The organism is uncultured Bradyrhizobium sp. (assembly GCF_964252615.1).
In the GTDB taxonomy this organism is placed as follows: domain Bacteria; phylum Pseudomonadota; class Alphaproteobacteria; order Rhizobiales; family Xanthobacteraceae; genus Bradyrhizobium.
Map to the genome: position 1 here is coordinate 21368 of NZ_CAXUNQ010000045.1, position 16802 is coordinate 38169.

17 protein-coding genes and 1 pseudogene are annotated in these 16802 nt (G+C 62.6%); 6 read left to right on the forward strand and 12 right to left on the reverse strand.

Features of this window, described 5'->3' with window-relative positions:
- Nucleotides 1-82: 82 nt before the first annotated feature.
- Complete coding sequence (locus ACFE72_RS19080) at nucleotides 83-1369, reverse strand: serine hydrolase domain-containing protein (RefSeq protein ID WP_375414684.1); 1287 nt, start codon at nucleotides 1367-1369, stop codon at nucleotides 83-85.
- 164 nt (nucleotides 1370-1533) lie between these two features.
- Nucleotides 1534-1872, reverse strand: coding sequence for a Grx4 family monothiol glutaredoxin (gene grxD, locus ACFE72_RS19085; RefSeq protein WP_375414685.1), 339 nt, complete (start codon nucleotides 1870-1872; stop codon nucleotides 1534-1536).
- Between the two features lie 284 nt (nucleotides 1873-2156).
- Between grxD and egtB the strand changes: the two genes are divergently transcribed.
- Together egtB and egtD are read left to right on the forward strand one after the other, a co-directional pair.
- Nucleotides 2157-3413, forward strand: a complete 1257-nt coding sequence (gene egtB, locus ACFE72_RS19090; RefSeq protein ID WP_375414686.1) for an ergothioneine biosynthesis protein EgtB — start codon at nucleotides 2157-2159, stop codon at nucleotides 3411-3413.
- A gap of 39 nt (nucleotides 3414-3452) precedes the next feature.
- Complete coding sequence (gene egtD / locus ACFE72_RS19095) at nucleotides 3453-4424, forward strand: L-histidine N(alpha)-methyltransferase (RefSeq protein ID WP_375414687.1); 972 nt, start codon at nucleotides 3453-3455, stop codon at nucleotides 4422-4424.
- Between the two features lie 142 nt (nucleotides 4425-4566).
- On the opposite strand, the gene ACFE72_RS19100 is transcribed toward egtD, so the two are convergent.
- From ACFE72_RS19100 to ACFE72_RS19110, 3 genes and pseudogenes are all read right to left on the reverse strand, one after another.
- Nucleotides 4567-5118: a hypothetical protein gene (locus tag ACFE72_RS19100; RefSeq protein ID WP_375414688.1), complete on the reverse strand. Its 552-nt coding sequence runs from the start codon at nucleotides 5116-5118 to the stop codon at nucleotides 4567-4569.
- A 195-nt stretch (nucleotides 5119-5313) separates the two neighbouring features.
- Nucleotides 5314-5457 (reverse strand): annotated as a pseudogene (locus tag ACFE72_RS19105) (low temperature requirement protein A); the annotation flags it as partial.
- 21 nt (nucleotides 5458-5478) lie between these two features.
- Nucleotides 5479-5715, reverse strand: coding sequence for a BolA family protein (locus tag ACFE72_RS19110; protein WP_375414689.1), 237 nt, complete (start codon nucleotides 5713-5715; stop codon nucleotides 5479-5481).
- A gap of 177 nt (nucleotides 5716-5892) precedes the next feature.
- Between ACFE72_RS19110 and ACFE72_RS19115 the strand changes: the two genes are divergently transcribed.
- Nucleotides 5893-6249 carry a DUF427 domain-containing protein gene (locus ACFE72_RS19115; protein WP_375414690.1) on the forward strand — a complete coding sequence of 119 codons (357 nt, stop codon included), beginning with the start codon at nucleotides 5893-5895 and terminating at the stop codon, nucleotides 6247-6249.
- A 79-nt stretch (nucleotides 6250-6328) separates the two neighbouring features.
- Here ACFE72_RS19115 and ACFE72_RS19120 read toward each other — a convergent pair whose 3' ends face one another.
- On the reverse strand, nucleotides 6329-6502 hold the full coding sequence (locus tag ACFE72_RS19120) for a DUF1328 domain-containing protein (RefSeq protein ID WP_375414691.1): 174 nt from the start codon (nucleotides 6500-6502) through the stop codon (nucleotides 6329-6331).
- A gap of 128 nt (nucleotides 6503-6630) precedes the next feature.
- Between ACFE72_RS19120 and ACFE72_RS19125 the strand changes: the two genes are divergently transcribed.
- Complete coding sequence (locus ACFE72_RS19125; RefSeq protein ID WP_375414692.1) at nucleotides 6631-7815, forward strand: acyltransferase; 1185 nt, start codon at nucleotides 6631-6633, stop codon at nucleotides 7813-7815.
- 194 nt (nucleotides 7816-8009) lie between these two features.
- On the opposite strand, the gene purL is transcribed toward ACFE72_RS19125, so the two are convergent.
- The 6 genes from purL to purC form a co-directional block, all read right to left on the reverse strand.
- A complete protein-coding gene (gene purL, locus ACFE72_RS19130) occupies nucleotides 8010-10220 on the reverse strand; it encodes a phosphoribosylformylglycinamidine synthase subunit PurL (protein ID WP_375414705.1) in 2211 nt (736 codons plus the stop codon).
- Between the two features lie 211 nt (nucleotides 10221-10431).
- On the reverse strand, nucleotides 10432-11616 hold the full coding sequence (locus ACFE72_RS19135; RefSeq protein WP_375414693.1) for a peptidase M15: 1185 nt from the start codon (nucleotides 11614-11616) through the stop codon (nucleotides 10432-10434).
- 155 nt (nucleotides 11617-11771) lie between these two features.
- On the reverse strand, nucleotides 11772-12740 hold the full coding sequence (locus tag ACFE72_RS19140; RefSeq protein WP_375414694.1) for a tripartite tricarboxylate transporter substrate-binding protein: 969 nt from the start codon (nucleotides 12738-12740) through the stop codon (nucleotides 11772-11774).
- Nucleotides 12737-13438 (reverse strand): phosphoribosylformylglycinamidine synthase subunit PurQ, encoded by a 702-nt coding sequence (gene purQ / locus ACFE72_RS19145; RefSeq protein WP_375414695.1) that lies wholly within the window; start codon nucleotides 13436-13438, stop codon nucleotides 12737-12739. Before purQ ends, ACFE72_RS19140 begins: the two co-directional genes overlap by 4 nt.
- A gap of 9 nt (nucleotides 13439-13447) precedes the next feature.
- On the reverse strand, nucleotides 13448-13690 hold the full coding sequence (gene purS, locus ACFE72_RS19150) for a phosphoribosylformylglycinamidine synthase subunit PurS (RefSeq protein WP_375414696.1): 243 nt from the start codon (nucleotides 13688-13690) through the stop codon (nucleotides 13448-13450).
- Between the two features lie 160 nt (nucleotides 13691-13850).
- The gene (gene purC, locus ACFE72_RS19155; RefSeq protein ID WP_375414697.1) at nucleotides 13851-14618 is read right to left on the reverse strand and encodes a phosphoribosylaminoimidazolesuccinocarboxamide synthase; all 768 of its coding nucleotides are present in this window, start codon (nucleotides 14616-14618) and stop codon (nucleotides 13851-13853) included.
- Between the two features lie 303 nt (nucleotides 14619-14921).
- Here purC and ACFE72_RS19160 point away from each other — a divergent pair, with 303 nt between their 5' ends.
- Both ACFE72_RS19160 and ACFE72_RS19165 read left to right on the forward strand, forming a co-directional pair.
- A complete protein-coding gene (locus tag ACFE72_RS19160; RefSeq protein WP_375414698.1) occupies nucleotides 14922-15245 on the forward strand; it encodes a DUF1476 domain-containing protein in 324 nt (107 codons plus the stop codon).
- 639 nt (nucleotides 15246-15884) lie between these two features.
- Nucleotides 15885-16802: tyrosinase family protein (locus ACFE72_RS19165; RefSeq protein ID WP_375414699.1), on the forward strand; the 918-nt coding region annotated here is incomplete at its 3' end.

Here is a 16802-nt window from a genome sequence, read left to right on the forward strand (position 1 = left end):
CGGGAGGCAGCTTACGAAACCTGGGTGCTTCCGTGCGGATGGATTCCGAAGCTGCGCTTCGCTCCACCCGGGCTGAACGCCCTCAATTCTCCATGGCCTCATAGATCAGCTTTTTCAGCGCCGGCTGGATGCGCTGGCGCTCCGATGGGGTCTGCTCCATCAGGATGAAGAACATGTCCAGCTTGCGGTCGACGATGAAATAGCAGCCGCTGGCGCCGTCCCATTTCAATTCTCCCAGCGAGCCCGGCGGCGGCGGCCTGGCGTTGCCGGGATCGGTACGAACGCCGAAACCGAGGCCGAAGCCGAAGCCGTCGCCCGGAAAATAGAAGTAATCGCGTGCCACGCCGGAATTCGGGCCGACGTGGTCGGCCGCCATCAGATCGAATGCCTGCGGACTGAGATATGGCTTGCCGTCCAGCATGCCGCCGTTGAGCAGCATTTGCGAGAAACGGGCAAAATCCACGATGGTCGAAACCATGCCGCCGCCGCCGGATTCCCATTTCATCCGCCGTTTTGCGTTGCGATCGTTGCCGACGCGAAAGTTATTATCGGTCGGCAGCGGCTCTGCGAGCCGCGTCAGCTTGGCCGGGTCGCTGACGTAAAAATCCGTGTCGCGCATGCCGAGCGGTTCGAGCAACCGTTCTTTCTCGAACTGCAGCAACGATTGCCCCGAAATCACCTCGACGACGCGGCCCAGCACGTCGGTGGAATGGCCGTAGTCCCACAGCGTCCCCGGCTGCTCGGCCAGCGGAAGCTTTGCGATGCGCTCGGCAAATTCGGCGTTGTCGAAGTCGCCGCCATAGATCAGCGCGTTGGCATAGGCCTTGCGGACCAGGCTGTCGCCATAGAAACCATAGGTGATGCCTGACGTATGCCGCATCAGGTCCAGAATAGTGATCGGGCTTTTCAGCGGCTCCAGCTCGAGCTTCTTTTCGCCGTTCTCGGCCTTCATCTCCACGCCGACCTTGGCGTCCGCGAAGGAGGGGATGTATTTCGAAACCGGATCGTCGAGCTTGAGCTTGCCCTCGTCGATCAGCATCATCGCGGCGACGCTGGTCACGGGTTTCGACATCGAGAACACCGTGAAAATCGTGTCGTCGGTCATCGGCTGCATGGTTGCGACGTCGCGCACGCCGAATTTTTCGAAATAGACCGGCTGGCCATGCTGCTGGATCAGGACGATGGCGCCGGGAATCTTGCCGTTGGCAACTTCGTTCTTGAAAAATTCAGTGACCCGTTCGAGCTTTTGCGGGTTGAAATGCGCGCCCGCGGGAATATCGAAAGTGCCTTCCGCCAGGGCGGGACCGATGGCTGCGGCACCGGTCAGCAGTGCGGCACACGCAAACGACCAGACAACACCTCGCTTCATCGCCCTACCCCGTTAGCGTCGGTCCTGTTCCTCGCGAAGGGCCCATAACCCACGGAAAGGCGTGCGCGCGAAGCTCGCTTTTCGCAGGTGGCGAAAGGCTTTCGCATCACCACGGTGGTGGTTATGGGTCCCCGCCTTCGCGGAGGACGATAGAAGCGCGTCGTTCAGGCAGAAGCCGGTGCGGCCGTCGGCACGCCCTTGTCGGCAAGAAGCTGCTGCAGCTCACCGGCCTGGAACATCTCGCGGATGATGTCGCAGCCGCCGATGAATTCGCCCTTGACATAGAGCTGCGGAATGGTCGGCCAGTTGGAGTAGGTCTTGATGCCGTCCCGCAGATCGGCGGATTCGAGCACGTTCAGGCCTTTGTAGCCGACGCCGACGTGGTCGAGGATCTGAACCACCTGGCCGGAAAATCCGCACTGCGGAAACTGCGGCGTGCCTTTCATGAACAGCACGACGTCGTTCGACTTCACTTCGTTGTCGATGAATTGCTCAATGCTCATATTCGTGTCCTTTGCGGCATGCGGGCGGGCCGGCGACGACCGTCAATCAGTTGCTCGCCCTATATGTAGCGCGAAACCGTGGCTATCCAAAGTAAAATGGCGGGGAGCTGGCATGCACCCTCGACCCGAAAAGCAGCCGCGCCTCCAAGGGGTGGGGCAAAGCCGACGCGCCCCAAACATGGCCGGGGCGAGGCTTTTATCCTGGGCCGGGGCACCTATCTAGGACAGGCTGCGTTTGGAACCCATCCGTCAGAACAACGTTTTCCTCCAAATGGGAGATTGTCGTGACGAACCTAGCATCCGCCGCGGCCCCGTTGACCGCCTCCGGCACGTCACTGTTCTCCGATGCCGCGACTCTCGCCGAGAAACTGACCGAGACGTACCTCGCCGTACGTAACGAAACCGAACGCCGCGCTGCTCCCCTTTCGCCCGAGGACCAGCTTGTGCAGTCGATGCCGGACGCCAGCCCGGCGAAATGGCACCGTGCCCACACCACCTGGTTCTTCGAGCAATTTCTGCTCGGCGCATATGGTCAGGACTATACCCCGTTCCATCCCGATTATGCCTATCTGTTCAATTCCTATTACGTCAGCGCCGGCCCCCGCCACGCCCGGCATCAGCGCGGCCACCTGACCCGGCCCGGCGCCGAGGAAGTCACCGCCTACCGCCGGCATGTCGATGCCGCCGTGGTGAAATTCTTCCACGAAACGGATGAGGGCACGCTGGCCGGCCTGGTGCCGCTGCTGGAAGTCGGTTTCAACCACGAGCAGCAGCATCAGGAATTGATGCTGACCGACATCCTGCACGCTTTCGCGCAGAATCCGATTCCGCCCGCTTACGACCCGGACTGGAGATTTCCGGCTTCCTCCCGCGGCGGCGGCGAATGGGTTGTTCTCAAGGAGGGCATCCACACCGTCGGCCACGCCGGGGACAGCTTCCATTTCGACAACGAAAAACCTTCTCATCGCGCGCTGGTCGGCCCTGTGAAACTGGCGCGTCGTCTCGTCACCAATGCCGATTGGCTCGAATTCATCGATGACGGCGGCTACCGCAGACCGACGCTGTGGCTGATGGACGGCTATGCCGCGGCCGGCAGTGAAGACTGGCAGGCGCCCGGCCACTGGCGAAAGATCGACGGCCACTGGCGAGCCATGACATTGGGCGGATTACAGCCACTCGATCCCTTGGCGCCGGTGTGCCACGTCAGCTATTACGAGGCCGATGCGTTTGCCCGCTGGAGCGGCAAGCATCTGCCCACCGAAATGGAGTGGGAAGTCGCGGCCCGCACAGGAGGGCTCAGCGATGCCTTCGGCATGGTCTGGCAATGGACCCGCAGTGCTTACGCGCCCTACCCCGGTTACCGCGCGGTCGAAGGCGCACTTGGCGAATACAACGGCAAGTTCATGGTCAACCAGATGGTGCTGCGCGGCTCGTCGCTGGCGACCCCGGACGGACACAGCCGGCTCACCTATCGCAACTTCTTTTATCCGCACCATCGCTGGCAATTCACCGGACTGCGCCTCGCCGATTACGGCGCCTGATTGACATGTAACCGCGTTCGACGCGCCGAGGAGACCGTCATGAATATGCATGCTGCCGCTTCGGCACAAGCGCATCGCCTTGATCACCGGACCTCGGCGTTTGCCCGCGATGTGGTGGAAGGCCTCACGAAACATCCCAAGCGGCTGTCGCCGAAATATTTCTACGATGCCGCCGGCTCCGAGCTGTTCGAGCAGATCACGCTGCTGCCGGAATATTATCCGACCCGGACTGAACTCGGCATTCTGCGCGACCGGGCGAAAGAGATAGCCAGCCTGATCCCGCCAGGCGCGGCGCTGGTGGAATTCGGCGCGGGTTCCACTACCAAAGTCCGGCTGCTGCTCGATCAATGCAGCTTCAGCGCCTATGTGCCGGTGGATATATCGGGCGACTTCCTCAACGCGCAGGCCCGCATGCTCGCCGCCGATTTTCCGGCGCTTGGCGTTTATCCGGTGACGGCGGATTTTACCGCATCCTTTGCGCTGCCGGCCGCCGTGGACGCGATGCCGAAGGTCGGATTTTTTCCCGGCTCGACGCTGGGCAATTTCGAACCCCATGAAGCATGCGCTTTCCTGCGCAGCGCACGCGATATCCTTGGTCCTGGCGCGCAGATGATCATCGGCGTCGATCTCGAAAAGGACGAACGGGCGTTGTACGATGCCTATAACGACGCTGCCGGCGTGACCGCGCGCTTCAACCTCAATGTGCTGGTCCGCATCAACCAGGAGCTCGGCGGCAATCTCGATCTTTCTGCCTTCACCCACCGCGCGATCTACAACCGCGAGCGCCACCGCATCGAGATGCACCTGATCAGCCGCAAGGCGCAGACCGTGCGGATCCTGGGTCGCAGCTTTGCGTTCCGCGCCGGCGAGAGCATCCATACCGAGAACAGCTACAAATACAGCCTGGCCCGCTTCACCGCCCTTGCGCGCGGCTCGGGCTGGACGCCGCGCGCGTCATGGACCGATGCCGACGCCATGTTCTCGGTTCACGCGCTGGTGGCAGCGGAGTGAAGCGCGGCGCGCCATAGCGTAAGCAAAATCCCAGGCAGGCAAAGGCCGTTGCGCCGGGCCCATCATCGTACATTCGCACGCCGTGTCGGATAGCGGCACACGGCCGGACACGTTCGCATGCGGTCGCTTTGCCCAGCCTGCGCTAACGTCTGGCCCGCGAAACCAAAGCAGGGGCCGCCGGTGTGTTCTCCCGGATCGTGTGCCAGAATTTTTCATTGCCCTTTCTTGTGATGCAGACCTTGATGCGGTGCGGCGGCGGACCATGTTCGCAGCTATGCGCCAATTCGCCCGCGATCATGCCATCGCACATGACGTAGGCGTGCAGATAATACCGGTTGGCGCGGTGTTGCACGCCGCCGCTGATGTTGGACCAATGCCAGCCGCGCATGTCCTGCATCCGATAGGCGGCGTGCCGATGATCGTCGAACTGGCGGCGAACCCAGACGATCGGACCGGGTTCGGCGGCGAGCGCTGCTTCGTCGCGGTCGCGCTTGCGATCCTCGGCCGTCTTGAACAGCCGCCGTTTCTCGGAAAAGAACGGATGCTGCTGGACATAAGGAACGCATATGTTGCTACCTTCACCGGTGGCTTCCATCATCAGGTCGAACGGATCGCCGCCGGTTTCGATGGCACCCAGGATCGCCTCGCCGGCCGCCTTCCGCAATCGCGCCTTTCTCTCCGCCTTGCTTTCCATGATGCGTCCTATCAGGCCTGCAGGATCCGTCGGGTGGATCAGCGCGAAAGCCCGTAACCCACCGGCGATCGCCGTTGCAAGTCATTGTGGCGGGTTACGCGCCGTGCGCATGACCCGCCCTACGCTTCAGTTTCCACCGCGTCCGGTTGCAGCGAAATCGATTCCCACACCGCGACGATGACCATGATCGCGCTGCGGCGTGAGCCGGCCGAGCAGCGTGTGGGAAATCTGCGTCACCGCGAAAACGAATACCAGATCGAAGAACAGTTCGGCGACGCGGCTATGCCGATGCGGCGCGACTTGACGATACAGCGCGCCGCGTTCGATGTTCGCCGCCATTCGCGCGTTCCCGTACCGAAGCTAACCTTCCGGCACTCCGGTCTGCAGCGCCAGCGCGTGAAGCACGCCGCCCATCTGGCCCCGCAGCGACTGATAGACGATCTGGTGCTGCTGGACGCGGGATTTGCCGCGGAACGATTCGGAAATCACCGTCGCCGCGTAATGGTCGCCATCGCCGGCAAGATCGCGAATCGTCACCTCCGCATCGGGAATCGCGGCCTTGATCATGGTTTCGATATCCCGGGCGTCCATCGGCATCAGCTTCTCCCACCTACCCCGAATCGCGGCCGGCCATTGCCGCGGCGACACGCGAACCTAACGCGGACACCAGCCGCCGTCACGCGCCCCCTTACATTATATCCGCCGCTCGCCCCTTTCAAAGCCCGTCCCGACTGCACATTTGATCAAAAATATCCGCTGTCGAAAAGGCTGATCATGAAAATCCCGGGCCCCGACCATCCCATCGCCATCACGCCAAACCCGAACCGCGTCCGGGTTTCCGCCGGCGGCGTCGTCCTCGCCGACACCACCCACGCATTGACTTTAAAAGAGGCAAGTTATCCAGCGGTCCACTATATCCCCCGCCAGGACGCCAATATGGCGCTGCTGTCGCGCACCGACCGGACCACGCACTGCCCCTACAAGGGCGACGCGAGCTATTTCAGCGTGACCGCGGGCGGCAAGGCTTACGAGAATTCGATCTGGACCTACGAGACGCCGTTCCCGGCGATGGCGGAAATTGCCGGCCATCTGGCATTTTATCCGGACAAGGTCACCATCGAGGAGGTGTGAAGCCTGATGACAGTGGCAGGGCGGATCAGCGGAGCGCGACCGCGAGCCGGAATACGCTCCGCCAATCCGGCCTGCGCTGTTACGCCCTGAAGATCGTAAGCCCGAGGATCAGCAGCACCAGGAAGATCACGACGAAGACATAAAACAGGAAGCGGGCGACGTCCGCAGATGCCGCGGAAATTCCAGTGAAGCCAAGTATGCCGGCGACCACCGACACCAGGAAAAAGATCAGCGCCCATTTCAGAATTGTCATCGGTCCGCTCCATTGCCTTGCGATGGCCACAACAACGCACCGGCAGGATAGTTCCCGATTTTGAACTTTGGCTCTTGTCGAACGTGGCCTCCGGCTGCAACATGCGCATGCAACCTTGGCGGGGCGTCATGATATCGATTTCACAATCGGACGCATCGGCAGAAGTCCGCAGCGCGCCAAGGGCGGTCAGCCGCAATCTCTCGCTGGATCGCGCGCGCACCTTCCTCACCATTGTCGTTCTCGTCCACCACGCGGTGATCCCCTACACTTATTTCGGCCATACCGACCCCGCCTCCTGGATCGGTTTCGACGCCATCGTGCTAGCCACCGACAGCTTTTTCATGGCGATGTTCTTTTTACTCTCCGGCCTGTTCGTCTGGCCGAGTCTTCGCCACAAATCCCCGGGATGGTTTTTTCTCGACCGCCTGCTTCGGCTCGGCCTGCCGTTTTTGATTGCCGCATTCACCGTCATTCCGATCGCATATTATGCGATCGAGCTGCGACAGCACCCGGACAGCAGTTTCGCAGAGTTCTGGCGGAAGACCGTCACCGTCGGCCCGTGGCCGAGCGGTCCGCTCTGGTTCCTGTGGGTGCTGTTGGCATTCGATCTGACCGCGAGCCTGCTGTACCGGCTGTCGCCGAACCTGCTCGACCCGATCAACCGCCTGTCGATCCGGGGCTTCGACAAACCGGTCGATTTTTTCCTGTTCCTGTTCGCGGTGACGGTGATTGTCTACGTCTCGTCGCGGCTCTATTTCGGAGTCAACCACTGGTTCGAGTTCGGACCGTTTTCCGTGCAGGCCAGCCGCATCCTGTTATACGCGTCCTATTTCTTCATCGGCGCCGGCATCGGCGCTGCAAATTTCGAACGCGGGCTGCTCGGCGCGAACGGCCGGCTGGCAAACAGCGGATGGAGCTGGGCCGTCGCGACCCTCATTCCGTATGGCGCGCTGTGGGTGCTGATCGCCGTCAAGCGCGAGATTTTAGGTAATCCCGGCCTGCTGCCGCACTGGTACGAATTCTTGTACGGGATATTCTTCGCCGCCTTCAGCGCCGCCATCCTGTTTGCGATCCTGGCTTTCTTCCTACGTTTCAAACGCGCCGGCTGGAGCGTGCTGGATTCCCTGCAGCGCGACGCCTACGGCATCTTTCTGGTGCACTACGCGTTCGCGCTGTGGATTCAGTACTGGCTGTTCGGCATCGATCTACCCGCGATCGTCAAGGTGGTAATCGGCCTTGCCGTCACGCTGGCGACGGGCTGGGCCCTGACGGCCGGCTTGCGGCAGATACCGGGATCACAGCGGGTGCTGTGACCGTCGTTGCAAGGACGTGAAGCACCATATTGCCGCCGGTCGGTGGCGATGCGTAATACGATATCCAACCCGGCACACGAGGTTTGTTCAAGGCGAAATAACCGCCGCGACCATCGGCGGCGAAACAATTCAGAAGCGGCGATAAGATTCGGTTGCGTCATAGCCTCACGCCTTGCAACGACGGTTTGGTACGTTCAGCCGCCCTTTCCGCTCATATAGGACGGCAGCCAGCTTTCGAAGGCATGGCCTAGCGCCTTGACGTGCATCGCGCCCTCGCCGGCGATCGCGAGGCTGTTGCCGCCGGTGAGACCGATCTGCACGCACGGCACCTCGACCGCTTTCAGCTTGGTGAATACGCTGAGCAGATCCTTCTCGTTCACCGTCACGATATAGCGGCCCTGGTCTTCGCCAAACCACCAGGCATGCGGCACGATCGCGTCCGGCGCTTCGTCGAGCGCAGCCCCGATGCCGCCGGCGATTGCCATCTCCGCAAGGGCGATCAGCAAGCCGCCATCGGAGACATCGTGGACCGCGGTGGCGGTGCCCGCATGGATCATGCCGCGTATTACGTCGCCGTTGCGCTTTTCGGCCGCAAGATCGACCGGCGGTGGCGCGCCCTCCTCGCGGCCGCAGAGGTCGCGCAAATACACCGACTGGCCGAGCCAGCCCTGGGCGTCGCCGATCAGCAGGATCGCTTCGCCGTCGGCCTTGAACGCCAGCGTCGCCGATTTGGTGAAATCGTCGAGCAATCCGACGCCGCCGATCGACGGTGTCGGCAGGATGCCGCGCCCGTTAGTTTCGTTATAGAGCGAGACGTTGCCGGACACGACGGGGAAATCCAGCGCGCGGCAGGCTTCCGAGATGCCCTTCAGACAGCCGACCAACTGGCCCATGATCTCGGGCCGCTCCGGATTGCCGAAATTCAGATTGTCGGTGATCGCCAGCGGTCGCCCGCCGACCGCGGTGATGTTGCGCCAGGCCTCCGCCACCGCCTGCATGCCGCCCTGATATGGATCGGCCTCGCAATAGCGCGGCGTGACGTCGACGGTCAGCGCGAGGCCCTTCGGCCCATCCTCAACCCGCACCACCGCGGCATCGCCGCCCGGACGCTGCACCGTGTTGCCGAGGATGACGTGATCGTATTGCTCCCACACCCAGCGCTTCGAGCATAGCTCCGGCGTCGCGATCAATGTGGCCAGCGCGGCCAAAATTCCCACCGGCGCCGTCACGTCGCGCGCATGAATGACGGGCAGCAGCGGCGACGCCACATGCGGCCGGTCGTACAGCGGCGCCTCGTCGCCGAGCTCCTTGATCGGCAGATCGGCCATTACGTCGCCGCCGTGTTTTACCACGAAACGTTTGCTCGGCGTGGTGGTGCCGACCACCGCGAAGTCGAGCCCCCATTTCCTGAAGATTGCCTCGGCCTGTTGTTCCTTCTCGGGCTTCAGCACCATGAGCATGCGCTCCTGGCTTTCCGAGAGCATCATCTCGTAGGCGCTCATTCCACTTTCCCGGGTCGGCACCGCGTCAAGATCGAGGTCGACGCCGAGATCGCCCTTGGCGCCCATCTCCACCGCGGAGCAGGTAAGACCTGCCGCGCCCATATCCTGGATCGCGATCACGCAATCCGCGGCCATTATTTCGAGGCAGGCCTCCAGCAGCAATTTTTCGGCGAAGGGATCGCCGACCTGCACGGTCGGCCGCTTCTCGGCGGAGTCGTCATCGAACTCGGCCGACGCCATCGAGGCCCCGTGGATGCCGTCGCGGCCGGTCTTGGAGCCGAGATAGACGATCGGCATGTTGACGCCCGACGCCGCCGCGTAGAAGATTTTATCGGTGTCGGCGAGACCGACCGCCATGGCGTTGACCAGGATGTTGCCGTCGTAGCGGGTATGAAAACGCACCTGCCCGCCCACCGTCGGCACCCCGAATGAATTGCCATAGCCGCCGACGCCGGCCACCACGCCCGACACGAGGTGTCGCGTCTTGGGATGCTCCGGCGCGCCGAATGACAGCGCGTTGAGACAGGCGATCGGCCGCGCGCCCATCGTGAACACGTCGCGCAGGATGCCGCCGACCCCCGTGGTGGCGCCCTGATACGGCTCGATGTAGCTCGGATGGTTGTGGCTCTCCATCTTGAACACCACCGCCTGGCCGTCGCCGATGTCGATCACGCCGGCATTCTCGCCGGGACCCTGGATCACCCACGGCGCCCTGGTCGGCAGCCCCTTGAGATGGATGCGCGAGGATTTGTAGGAACAGTGCTCGTTCCACATCGCCGAGAAGATCCCAAGCTCGGTGAAGCTCGGCACCCGGCCGATCAGTTTCAGGATGCGCTCGTATTCGTCCGGCTTGAGGCCGTGCGAAGCGACGAGTTCGGGGGTGATCTGCGGCTCGTTGGGAATCATGCTGCTGGATGCCGATTAAGCTTCTTCTTAAGCAGCATCAGGCGCACGGGAAAAGGGCTTTTTACGCATGGTTTCAACAATCCGGGCCTCGGGGATCGGATTCAAGCGGCTAACGCGGGAAAAGTTTGAAAACTATCTCGAACCGCGCAGTCGGTCGCTGCCGCAACGCGGCGGGTTACGGCGCTCCGCGCCGACCCGCCCTGCGCAACTAGCCGCGTCCGGGCTCAGCCATGGCCATTTTCGGACGATTGGAAATCGTACCTTGCTTGACGGGATGGGCGGCGCTTTGAACGATCTTGCGTTTGGCGGTCATCTTCGCGCCGGCCAACCGCGTGCGCTTTTTGCCGGCCGCCTCCGCGTGCGCCCGCATCGCGGGATTGTGGGCGGCATATTCCCTGCCGTCGATCGGCGCCACATGCGGCGGATCGCGACCGAGATACGGCCGTCCGATTCCGAACTCCCCGCCGTGCGCATCGATCCATTTCCAGAACTTTTCGGTGGAGACCCATCGCCGGTCGCGTGTTGCGCCGTCGACGCTCACGACATCGGCCGCAAGCCCGTGGCCATAGCCGCCGCGAAAGCTCCCGCCATGATAGGACCGGTCGGTCGCCGCCTTCATGCCGCTGGCGATCGATTGGCGATAGTCGTCGCGAAACGCGCTGGTGATGCCGGGCGACAATCCGGCCAGTTCGGCCGCGCGCAAAGTGTGAAAGAGTTTCGTCTTGAAGCTGCGGTCCATGCCTCCGATCACGTAGTCCATCATCGGCATGCCGGCCTTTTCCGCCGCGTCGGGATCCTTCCAGGCGAAGTCCTGGTCGACCAGCCTGGTAAAGCTTCTGCTCACCGTCACCATCTTTCCCTTGCGCCGGATCGTCACCTTCCTGCGCTCATGCACCCTGAGGCTGTCCTCCTTCGGGGTGCGTTGATAAAGCGCCCACAGGTATTGATCGACGCAGGCGTCCAGGCATTCGTCGGGAATGTCGATGACTGCAACCGCCGGCTTGACGTCGATCGGGAGCGGATCGGATGGGTCCACTGACGCCATCTGCACCAGCGGCTGTTCGGGTGCCGGCGTCGGTGATGAATCGGTCGGCGCGGCCTCGACCAGCAATTTCGGCTCGCTTTCGGCGGTCGTCGTGTCGTTCGCGACCGCGGTTTCCGGCTCGGCGGCCAGCGCGGCGTCGAGCGCAGTGGCGCTGCAGATCGCGGCTGGCTGCGGTGCCTCGGCGCGTTCGACGCCGGCTGTGATAAATGCCGCGCTCCGTTGCTCGACGGGCAGCGCGGCAGTGGTCTCGACAAGCGCCGGGCGGGCGCCCAGCCGGTCACCGCACCAGGCGGCCAGAACGACCGTTCCGCACAATGCCGCCGCTTTCGCAAATCGCCGAGGGCCCATGATCCGTCTCCTATAGGGCTTCATCGAAGCCATGTTGGTGACGGGGCCAGTGTTTTTCGATCGATCTGCACACGCAATGTCAAACAACGTCGGCTCATGACGTTTTCTGGAGAGTGTTGCCGAAATGCCCGGTGCGGCCGGGTCGAGCGCCGAGACTATTTCTGCTCGAGCAGCTTGCGGTATTTTTCGACGTCGCGCGTCACCAGTTGCTGCAACACTTCCGGCATCAACTCATCGGCGTCGGGCGGCACCGACGACAGATCGTGAAAGCGCTTCTTCACGCCCTCGTTCTCCACCGCGGTCCGTGCGGCCGCATTGAGCTTTGCAACGATCTCCGGCGGCGTACCCTTTGGCGCGAACAGCCCGTTCCAGCCTTGCGCCTCGAATTCCGGCAACCCTGCTTCGGCCGACGTCGGCAAATCCGGCAGCGTCGCCAGGCGCACCGAGGAGCCGATCACAAGGCCCTTCACCAGCCTGTCGTCAATCGCCTGCGATACCGAGGCTGCGTTGTCGCAGACGCCGTCGATCTGGCCGCCGATCGCGTCCGTCAGCGCCGGTGCGCCGCCGCGGTAGCCGACCAGCGTCACGTCGATTCCCGCGGCCTGAACGAAACTCTTGCAGATCAGAAAATTCGACGAGCCGACCCCGGCATGGCCGAGATTGATCTTGCCCGGATTTGCCTTGGCGTAGGCGAGGAATTCCTGAAGGTTTTTGGCCGGAAAATCCTTGCGCAGCGCCACGATGCCAAAGGTCTTTGCGACCATCGCGACCGGTACGAAGGCGTCGGGCTTGAACGGCAGCATCGGATAGATGGTGTAGGACGCCGCATTGGTGCCGGCGTTGCCGATGGCGATGGTGTAGCCGTCGGGCGCGGCGCGCGCGGCCCGCGTCAACGCCGTCGAGCCGCCGGCGCCGGCGACGTTCTCGATCACGATGGTCTGCCCCAGCGTCGAGCCCATCTGCTCGGCCACCGTCCGCGCAATGACATCCGATGCGCCGCCGGCCGCGAACGGCACGATCATGGTGATGGGACGCCTGGGGTAGTCCTGCGCCTGGGCGGCGTGCGACAACACGACGAATGCCAGGGCGGCGCTCGACAACAACCTTGCCAGGACGGCGGTCATGCCGCGCGCTGCAGATGCGCGACGAGGCCTGCGAACAGGCCGCGGCCGTCGGTGCAGCCCATGATGTCTTCGACGTGGTTTTCCGGATGCGGCATCATGCCGAGCACGTTGCCGTCGCCGTTGGCGATGCCGGCGATCGATTGCGCCGCGCCGTTGATGTTGTGGGTGTCGCCGACTTCGCCGCTGGGCGAACAGTAGCGATACAGCACCCGCCCCTCGCCTTCAAGGCGCCGGATGGTGTCCTCATCGGCGGCGTAGTTGCCTTCGCCATGCGCGATCGGCACCCGGATCACCTGCCCGGCATGATAGCCGCGCGTGAACGGCGTGTCCGAGCGCTCCACGCGCAGATGCACGTCGTGGCAGATGAATTTCAGCCGCGCATTACGCATCAGCACACCCGGCAACAGGCCGGACTCGCAGAGAATCTGAAAGCCGTTGCAGACGCCCAGCACGAGCCCACCATCGGCCGCGAAGGCCCGCACCGCATCCATCACCGGCGCCCGCGCGGCGATGGCCCCGCAGCGCAAATAATCGCCGTAGGAAAATCCGCCGGGCACCACGACGAGGTCGGTGCCCTCAGGCAGCGCCGTCTCGGCATGCCACACCATCGCAGGCTCATGCCCTGATACAAGCCGCAGCGCGCGTGCCATGTCGCGCTCGCGATTGATTCCGGGAAAGACGAGGACGGCGGATTTCATCATGCGCGCCTAGCTCAGGACATCAATCCGGTAATTCTCGATCACGGTATTGGCCAGGAGCTTGTCGGCGGCGTCTTTCAACGCCGACTCCGCCCTGGCCGCGTCAGAGCCTGCGATTTCGATGTCGAACACCTTGCCCTGGCGCACGCTGGCGACACCGTCGACGCCGAGCGATTTCAGCGCGCCTTCGATGGCCTTGCCCTGCGGATCGAGGATGCCGGACTTCAGGGTGACGGTGACGCGCGCTTTCATATCTTCAATCCACAAAATCCGGTCTCGTCCTATCGCGCGTCATGCCCGGGCCTGTCCGGGACATCCACGTCTTCCGGCGCCTCAGCACTAAGACGTGGATGGCCGGGCCAAGCCCGGCCATGACGGCGGCTTTTGCAGCCGCCGTCTCAGGAAGGACGCATCATCCCTTCACCAGCACCGGCCCCGAACCCGCCGGCCGCTCGTTCTCCATCAGGATGCCGAGCCGCTTGGCGACTTCGGTGTAGGCCTCCAAGAGGCCGCCGAGGTCGCGGCGGAAACGGTCCTTGTCGAGCTTCTCGTTCGACTTGATGTCCCACAGCCGGCACGAATCCGGAGATATCTCGTCGGCGACAATGATCCGCATCATGTCGCTCTCGAACAGCCGGCCGCATTCCATCTTGAAATCGACGAGGCGGATGCCGATGCCGAGAAACAGCCCGGTGAGGAAATCGTTGACGCGGATCGCCAGCGCCATGATGTCGTCGATTTCCTGCGGCGTGGCCCAGCCGAACGCGGTGATGTGCTCTTCCGACACCATCGGATCGTTGAGCTGGTCGTTCTTGTAATAGAACTCGATGATCGAACGCGGCAGCTGGGTGCCTTCCTCGATGCCGAGCCGCTGCGACAGCGATCCGGCCGCGACGTTGCGCACCACCACCTCGAGCGGCACGATCTCCACCTCGCGAATCAGCTGCTCGCGCATGTTGAGACGGCGGATGAAATGGGTCGGCACCCCGATATCGTTGAGGTGCTGAAACAGGTATTCCGAGATCCGGTTGTTGAGGACGCCCTTGCCCTCGATCACCTGATGTTTCTTGGCATTGAACGCGGTCGCGTCATCCTTGAAATGCTGAATCAGGGTTCCCGGCTCCGGTCCTTCATACAGAACCTTGGCCTTGCCTTCATAAATGCGACGTCGACGGCTCATTGGGATGTACCGGGTGTTGTTGAAATCCATGAAATGGTGGGCTCCTATGACAGATTCGATCACAGCGGAGCTGCCGTGCAGGCCTCGTCTTTCGGGAAACGAAACAAGAACCGGACCTGATCGCAGCCTAGCCCATTGAATCATGCAGCACAATCGATCCGCACCCCTCGGCCCGAGTTTTACCCATTGCCTGCGACCTCGCGGCTGTTGTTTTAGCCTTTTTCTCTCGTTATCTAGGCGCGCAGGCCGTCGGCCGCAACGCGGCCGCTGTCACGCCTTCGGCATAGGATCGGAACCTGAAAAATGAGCAGTTTTGACAAGCGCGAGGAAGGTTTCGAGAAGAAATTCGCGCTCGACGAAGAGCAGAAGTTCAAGGCCGAAGCGCGCCGCAACAAGCTGCTGGGATTGTGGGTGGCCGAAAAGCTCGGAATCAGCGGCGACGCCGCCGCCGCCTATGCCAGGGAGGTCGTCGCCGCCGATTTCGAGGAAGCCGGCGACGGCGACGTGGTCCGCAAGGTCACCGGCGATCTGACCGCCAAGGGCATCGCCATCACGCCGGCGCAGCTTCGGACGAAGATGGACGAACTGATGGCGCAGGCCATTATCCAGGTGAAGGCGGGGACGTAAGGCAGGCCCCTCCAGCCGTCATCCTCGCGGAAGGCGGGGAGGCAAATCGTTTACCATGACGCCGTCGCCGCACGCCTGCCGCGCTCAGGCCCTCCACGCGACGACGCCTTCCGTCCGCGCCCGCACATCGGGCGAGGCCGGACACGCCGCCACCGCCTCATAGCCCGGCGCGGCCGGGTCAAGGGAGTATTCGCGGCTGCCGGGCGATGATCGCGTCGTCCTCATCGCACAGTTCGTCGTATCTGCGAACGCTCAGTCCGCGGGCATCACCCGCGCAAGCGGGTGATGCGGATTTCTGCGTGCTTGTCGTGGCACACCGCGCTTCACCCACACGCTCGAATATCGGGCCGCCCGGTCAAGCAGGCGATGACGGTGTTATCCATTCGTCCCGTCGTGCCGCACAAGAGTGGCGACAACATCGGCGTGACGTCGCCAGCGCTCGACTCTGCCGATGAACGTCCGCCGGCATCGGCGTGCCGGCCTCGCGCATCCGTCATGCGCCCGTGTTGCGGGCTGACACTTCCGTGAGGTGTGAACTGCGCCACAAAGCGATTTTGGTTTCGGTTTTATTTGTCGTGCGCACAATTTTAAATTGTCAATTGCGGCGACGCATCGCTGAAATTTATTGGAGCAATTACGATGATTGTCAGGAAAAACATTTATTCGCTTTCAAACGACGAGTTTGGCAAATTCGTCGCCGCGATCAAAGCGGTGAAAAATACGGGAGACTATAACGAACTGATCCAGCTTCACGCCAGCAGCATCAACGCGGTTCACCGCAAGCCGATGTTTCTGCCATGGCACCGCGCCTTCCTGCTGCGTTTCGAAGAGCTTCTGCAGGAGGCCATGAACGATCCCACCTTCGGCCTGCCTTACTGGGATTGGACCAACGATGTGGGCAGTCCCAACCAGATCGGAAAACTCTGGGCTGCGGGCATGATGGGAGGGACCGGACGCAGCGGGGTTACGGATGGACCGTTCGTCGCATCGCAATGGATCACCATCTCTCCCAACGGCGAATTCGGCAGCGTTCTTGAAAGAAATCTTGGCGGGACAGGACAGCCGGTCACCACCACCAGCGATGTCCTGCGCCTGTTCCGCGCGGATCAGTACGACAGTTTCCGGACAGGCCTCGAAAGCGGACCTCACGACACCATGCACAGGTGGGTAGGCGGGCAGATGGCTTCGGTTCCCAACTCGCCGAACGACCCGGTGTTTTTTCTTCACCACGCCAACAACGATCGGATCTGGGCGCAGTGGCAACAACTCTATCCGAATGTGCCCACCACGGCGCCGGGCATGAATCCGACGACGGTGATGCCGCCAACCGAGCCCGGCGTGCCAGGCGCCACCGTCGGCAGTGTCATCGATGCCCCATTTTCGCGCTATGCCTATGACGGATTCTATATTGCCGATGTGAACTGGGGAGACGACGCGCTGATCCCGGATCCCCACAACGCCTATGGCGTGTCCGGTTCGCCGGCGCTCGCCGCCTTCGGCGTAAAGCTCTACTGCGTCCGCCAAGGACGCGGCAATTCGGGATGGACCTGGTGCGGG

Bases quoted from the DNA above. Each gene is read 5' to 3' on its own strand.
- ACFE72_RS19080 (WP_375414684.1), bottom strand. From the start codon at position 1,369: ATGAAGCGAGGTGTTGTCTGGTCGTTTGCGTGTGCCGCACTGCTGACC.
- grxD (WP_375414685.1), bottom strand. From the start codon at position 1,872: ATGAGCATTGAGCAATTCATCGACAACGAAGTGAAGTCGAACGACGTC.
- egtD (WP_375414687.1), top strand. From the start codon at position 3,453: ATGAATATGCATGCTGCCGCTTCGGCACAAGCGCATCGCCTTGATCAC.
- ACFE72_RS19100 (WP_375414688.1), bottom strand. From the start codon at position 5,118: ATGGAAAGCAAGGCGGAGAGAAAGGCGCGATTGCGGAAGGCGGCCGGC.
- ACFE72_RS19110 (WP_375414689.1), bottom strand. From the start codon at position 5,715: ATGCCGATGGACGCCCGGGATATCGAAACCATGATCAAGGCCGCGATT.
- ACFE72_RS19115 (WP_375414690.1), top strand. From the start codon at position 5,893: ATGAAAATCCCGGGCCCCGACCATCCCATCGCCATCACGCCAAACCCG.
- ACFE72_RS19120 (WP_375414691.1), bottom strand. From the start codon at position 6,502: ATGACAATTCTGAAATGGGCGCTGATCTTTTTCCTGGTGTCGGTGGTC.
- ACFE72_RS19125 (WP_375414692.1), top strand. From the start codon at position 6,631: ATGATATCGATTTCACAATCGGACGCATCGGCAGAAGTCCGCAGCGCG.
- ACFE72_RS19135 (WP_375414693.1), bottom strand. From the start codon at position 11,616: ATGGGCCCTCGGCGATTTGCGAAAGCGGCGGCATTGTGCGGAACGGTC.
- ACFE72_RS19140 (WP_375414694.1), bottom strand. From the start codon at position 12,740: ATGACCGCCGTCCTGGCAAGGTTGTTGTCGAGCGCCGCCCTGGCATTC.
- purQ (WP_375414695.1), bottom strand. From the start codon at position 13,438: ATGAAATCCGCCGTCCTCGTCTTTCCCGGAATCAATCGCGAGCGCGAC.
- purS (WP_375414696.1), bottom strand. From the start codon at position 13,690: ATGAAAGCGCGCGTCACCGTCACCCTGAAGTCCGGCATCCTCGATCCG.
- purC (WP_375414697.1), bottom strand. From the start codon at position 14,618: ATGAGCCGTCGACGTCGCATTTATGAAGGCAAGGCCAAGGTTCTGTAT.
- ACFE72_RS19160 (WP_375414698.1), top strand. From the start codon at position 14,922: ATGAGCAGTTTTGACAAGCGCGAGGAAGGTTTCGAGAAGAAATTCGCG.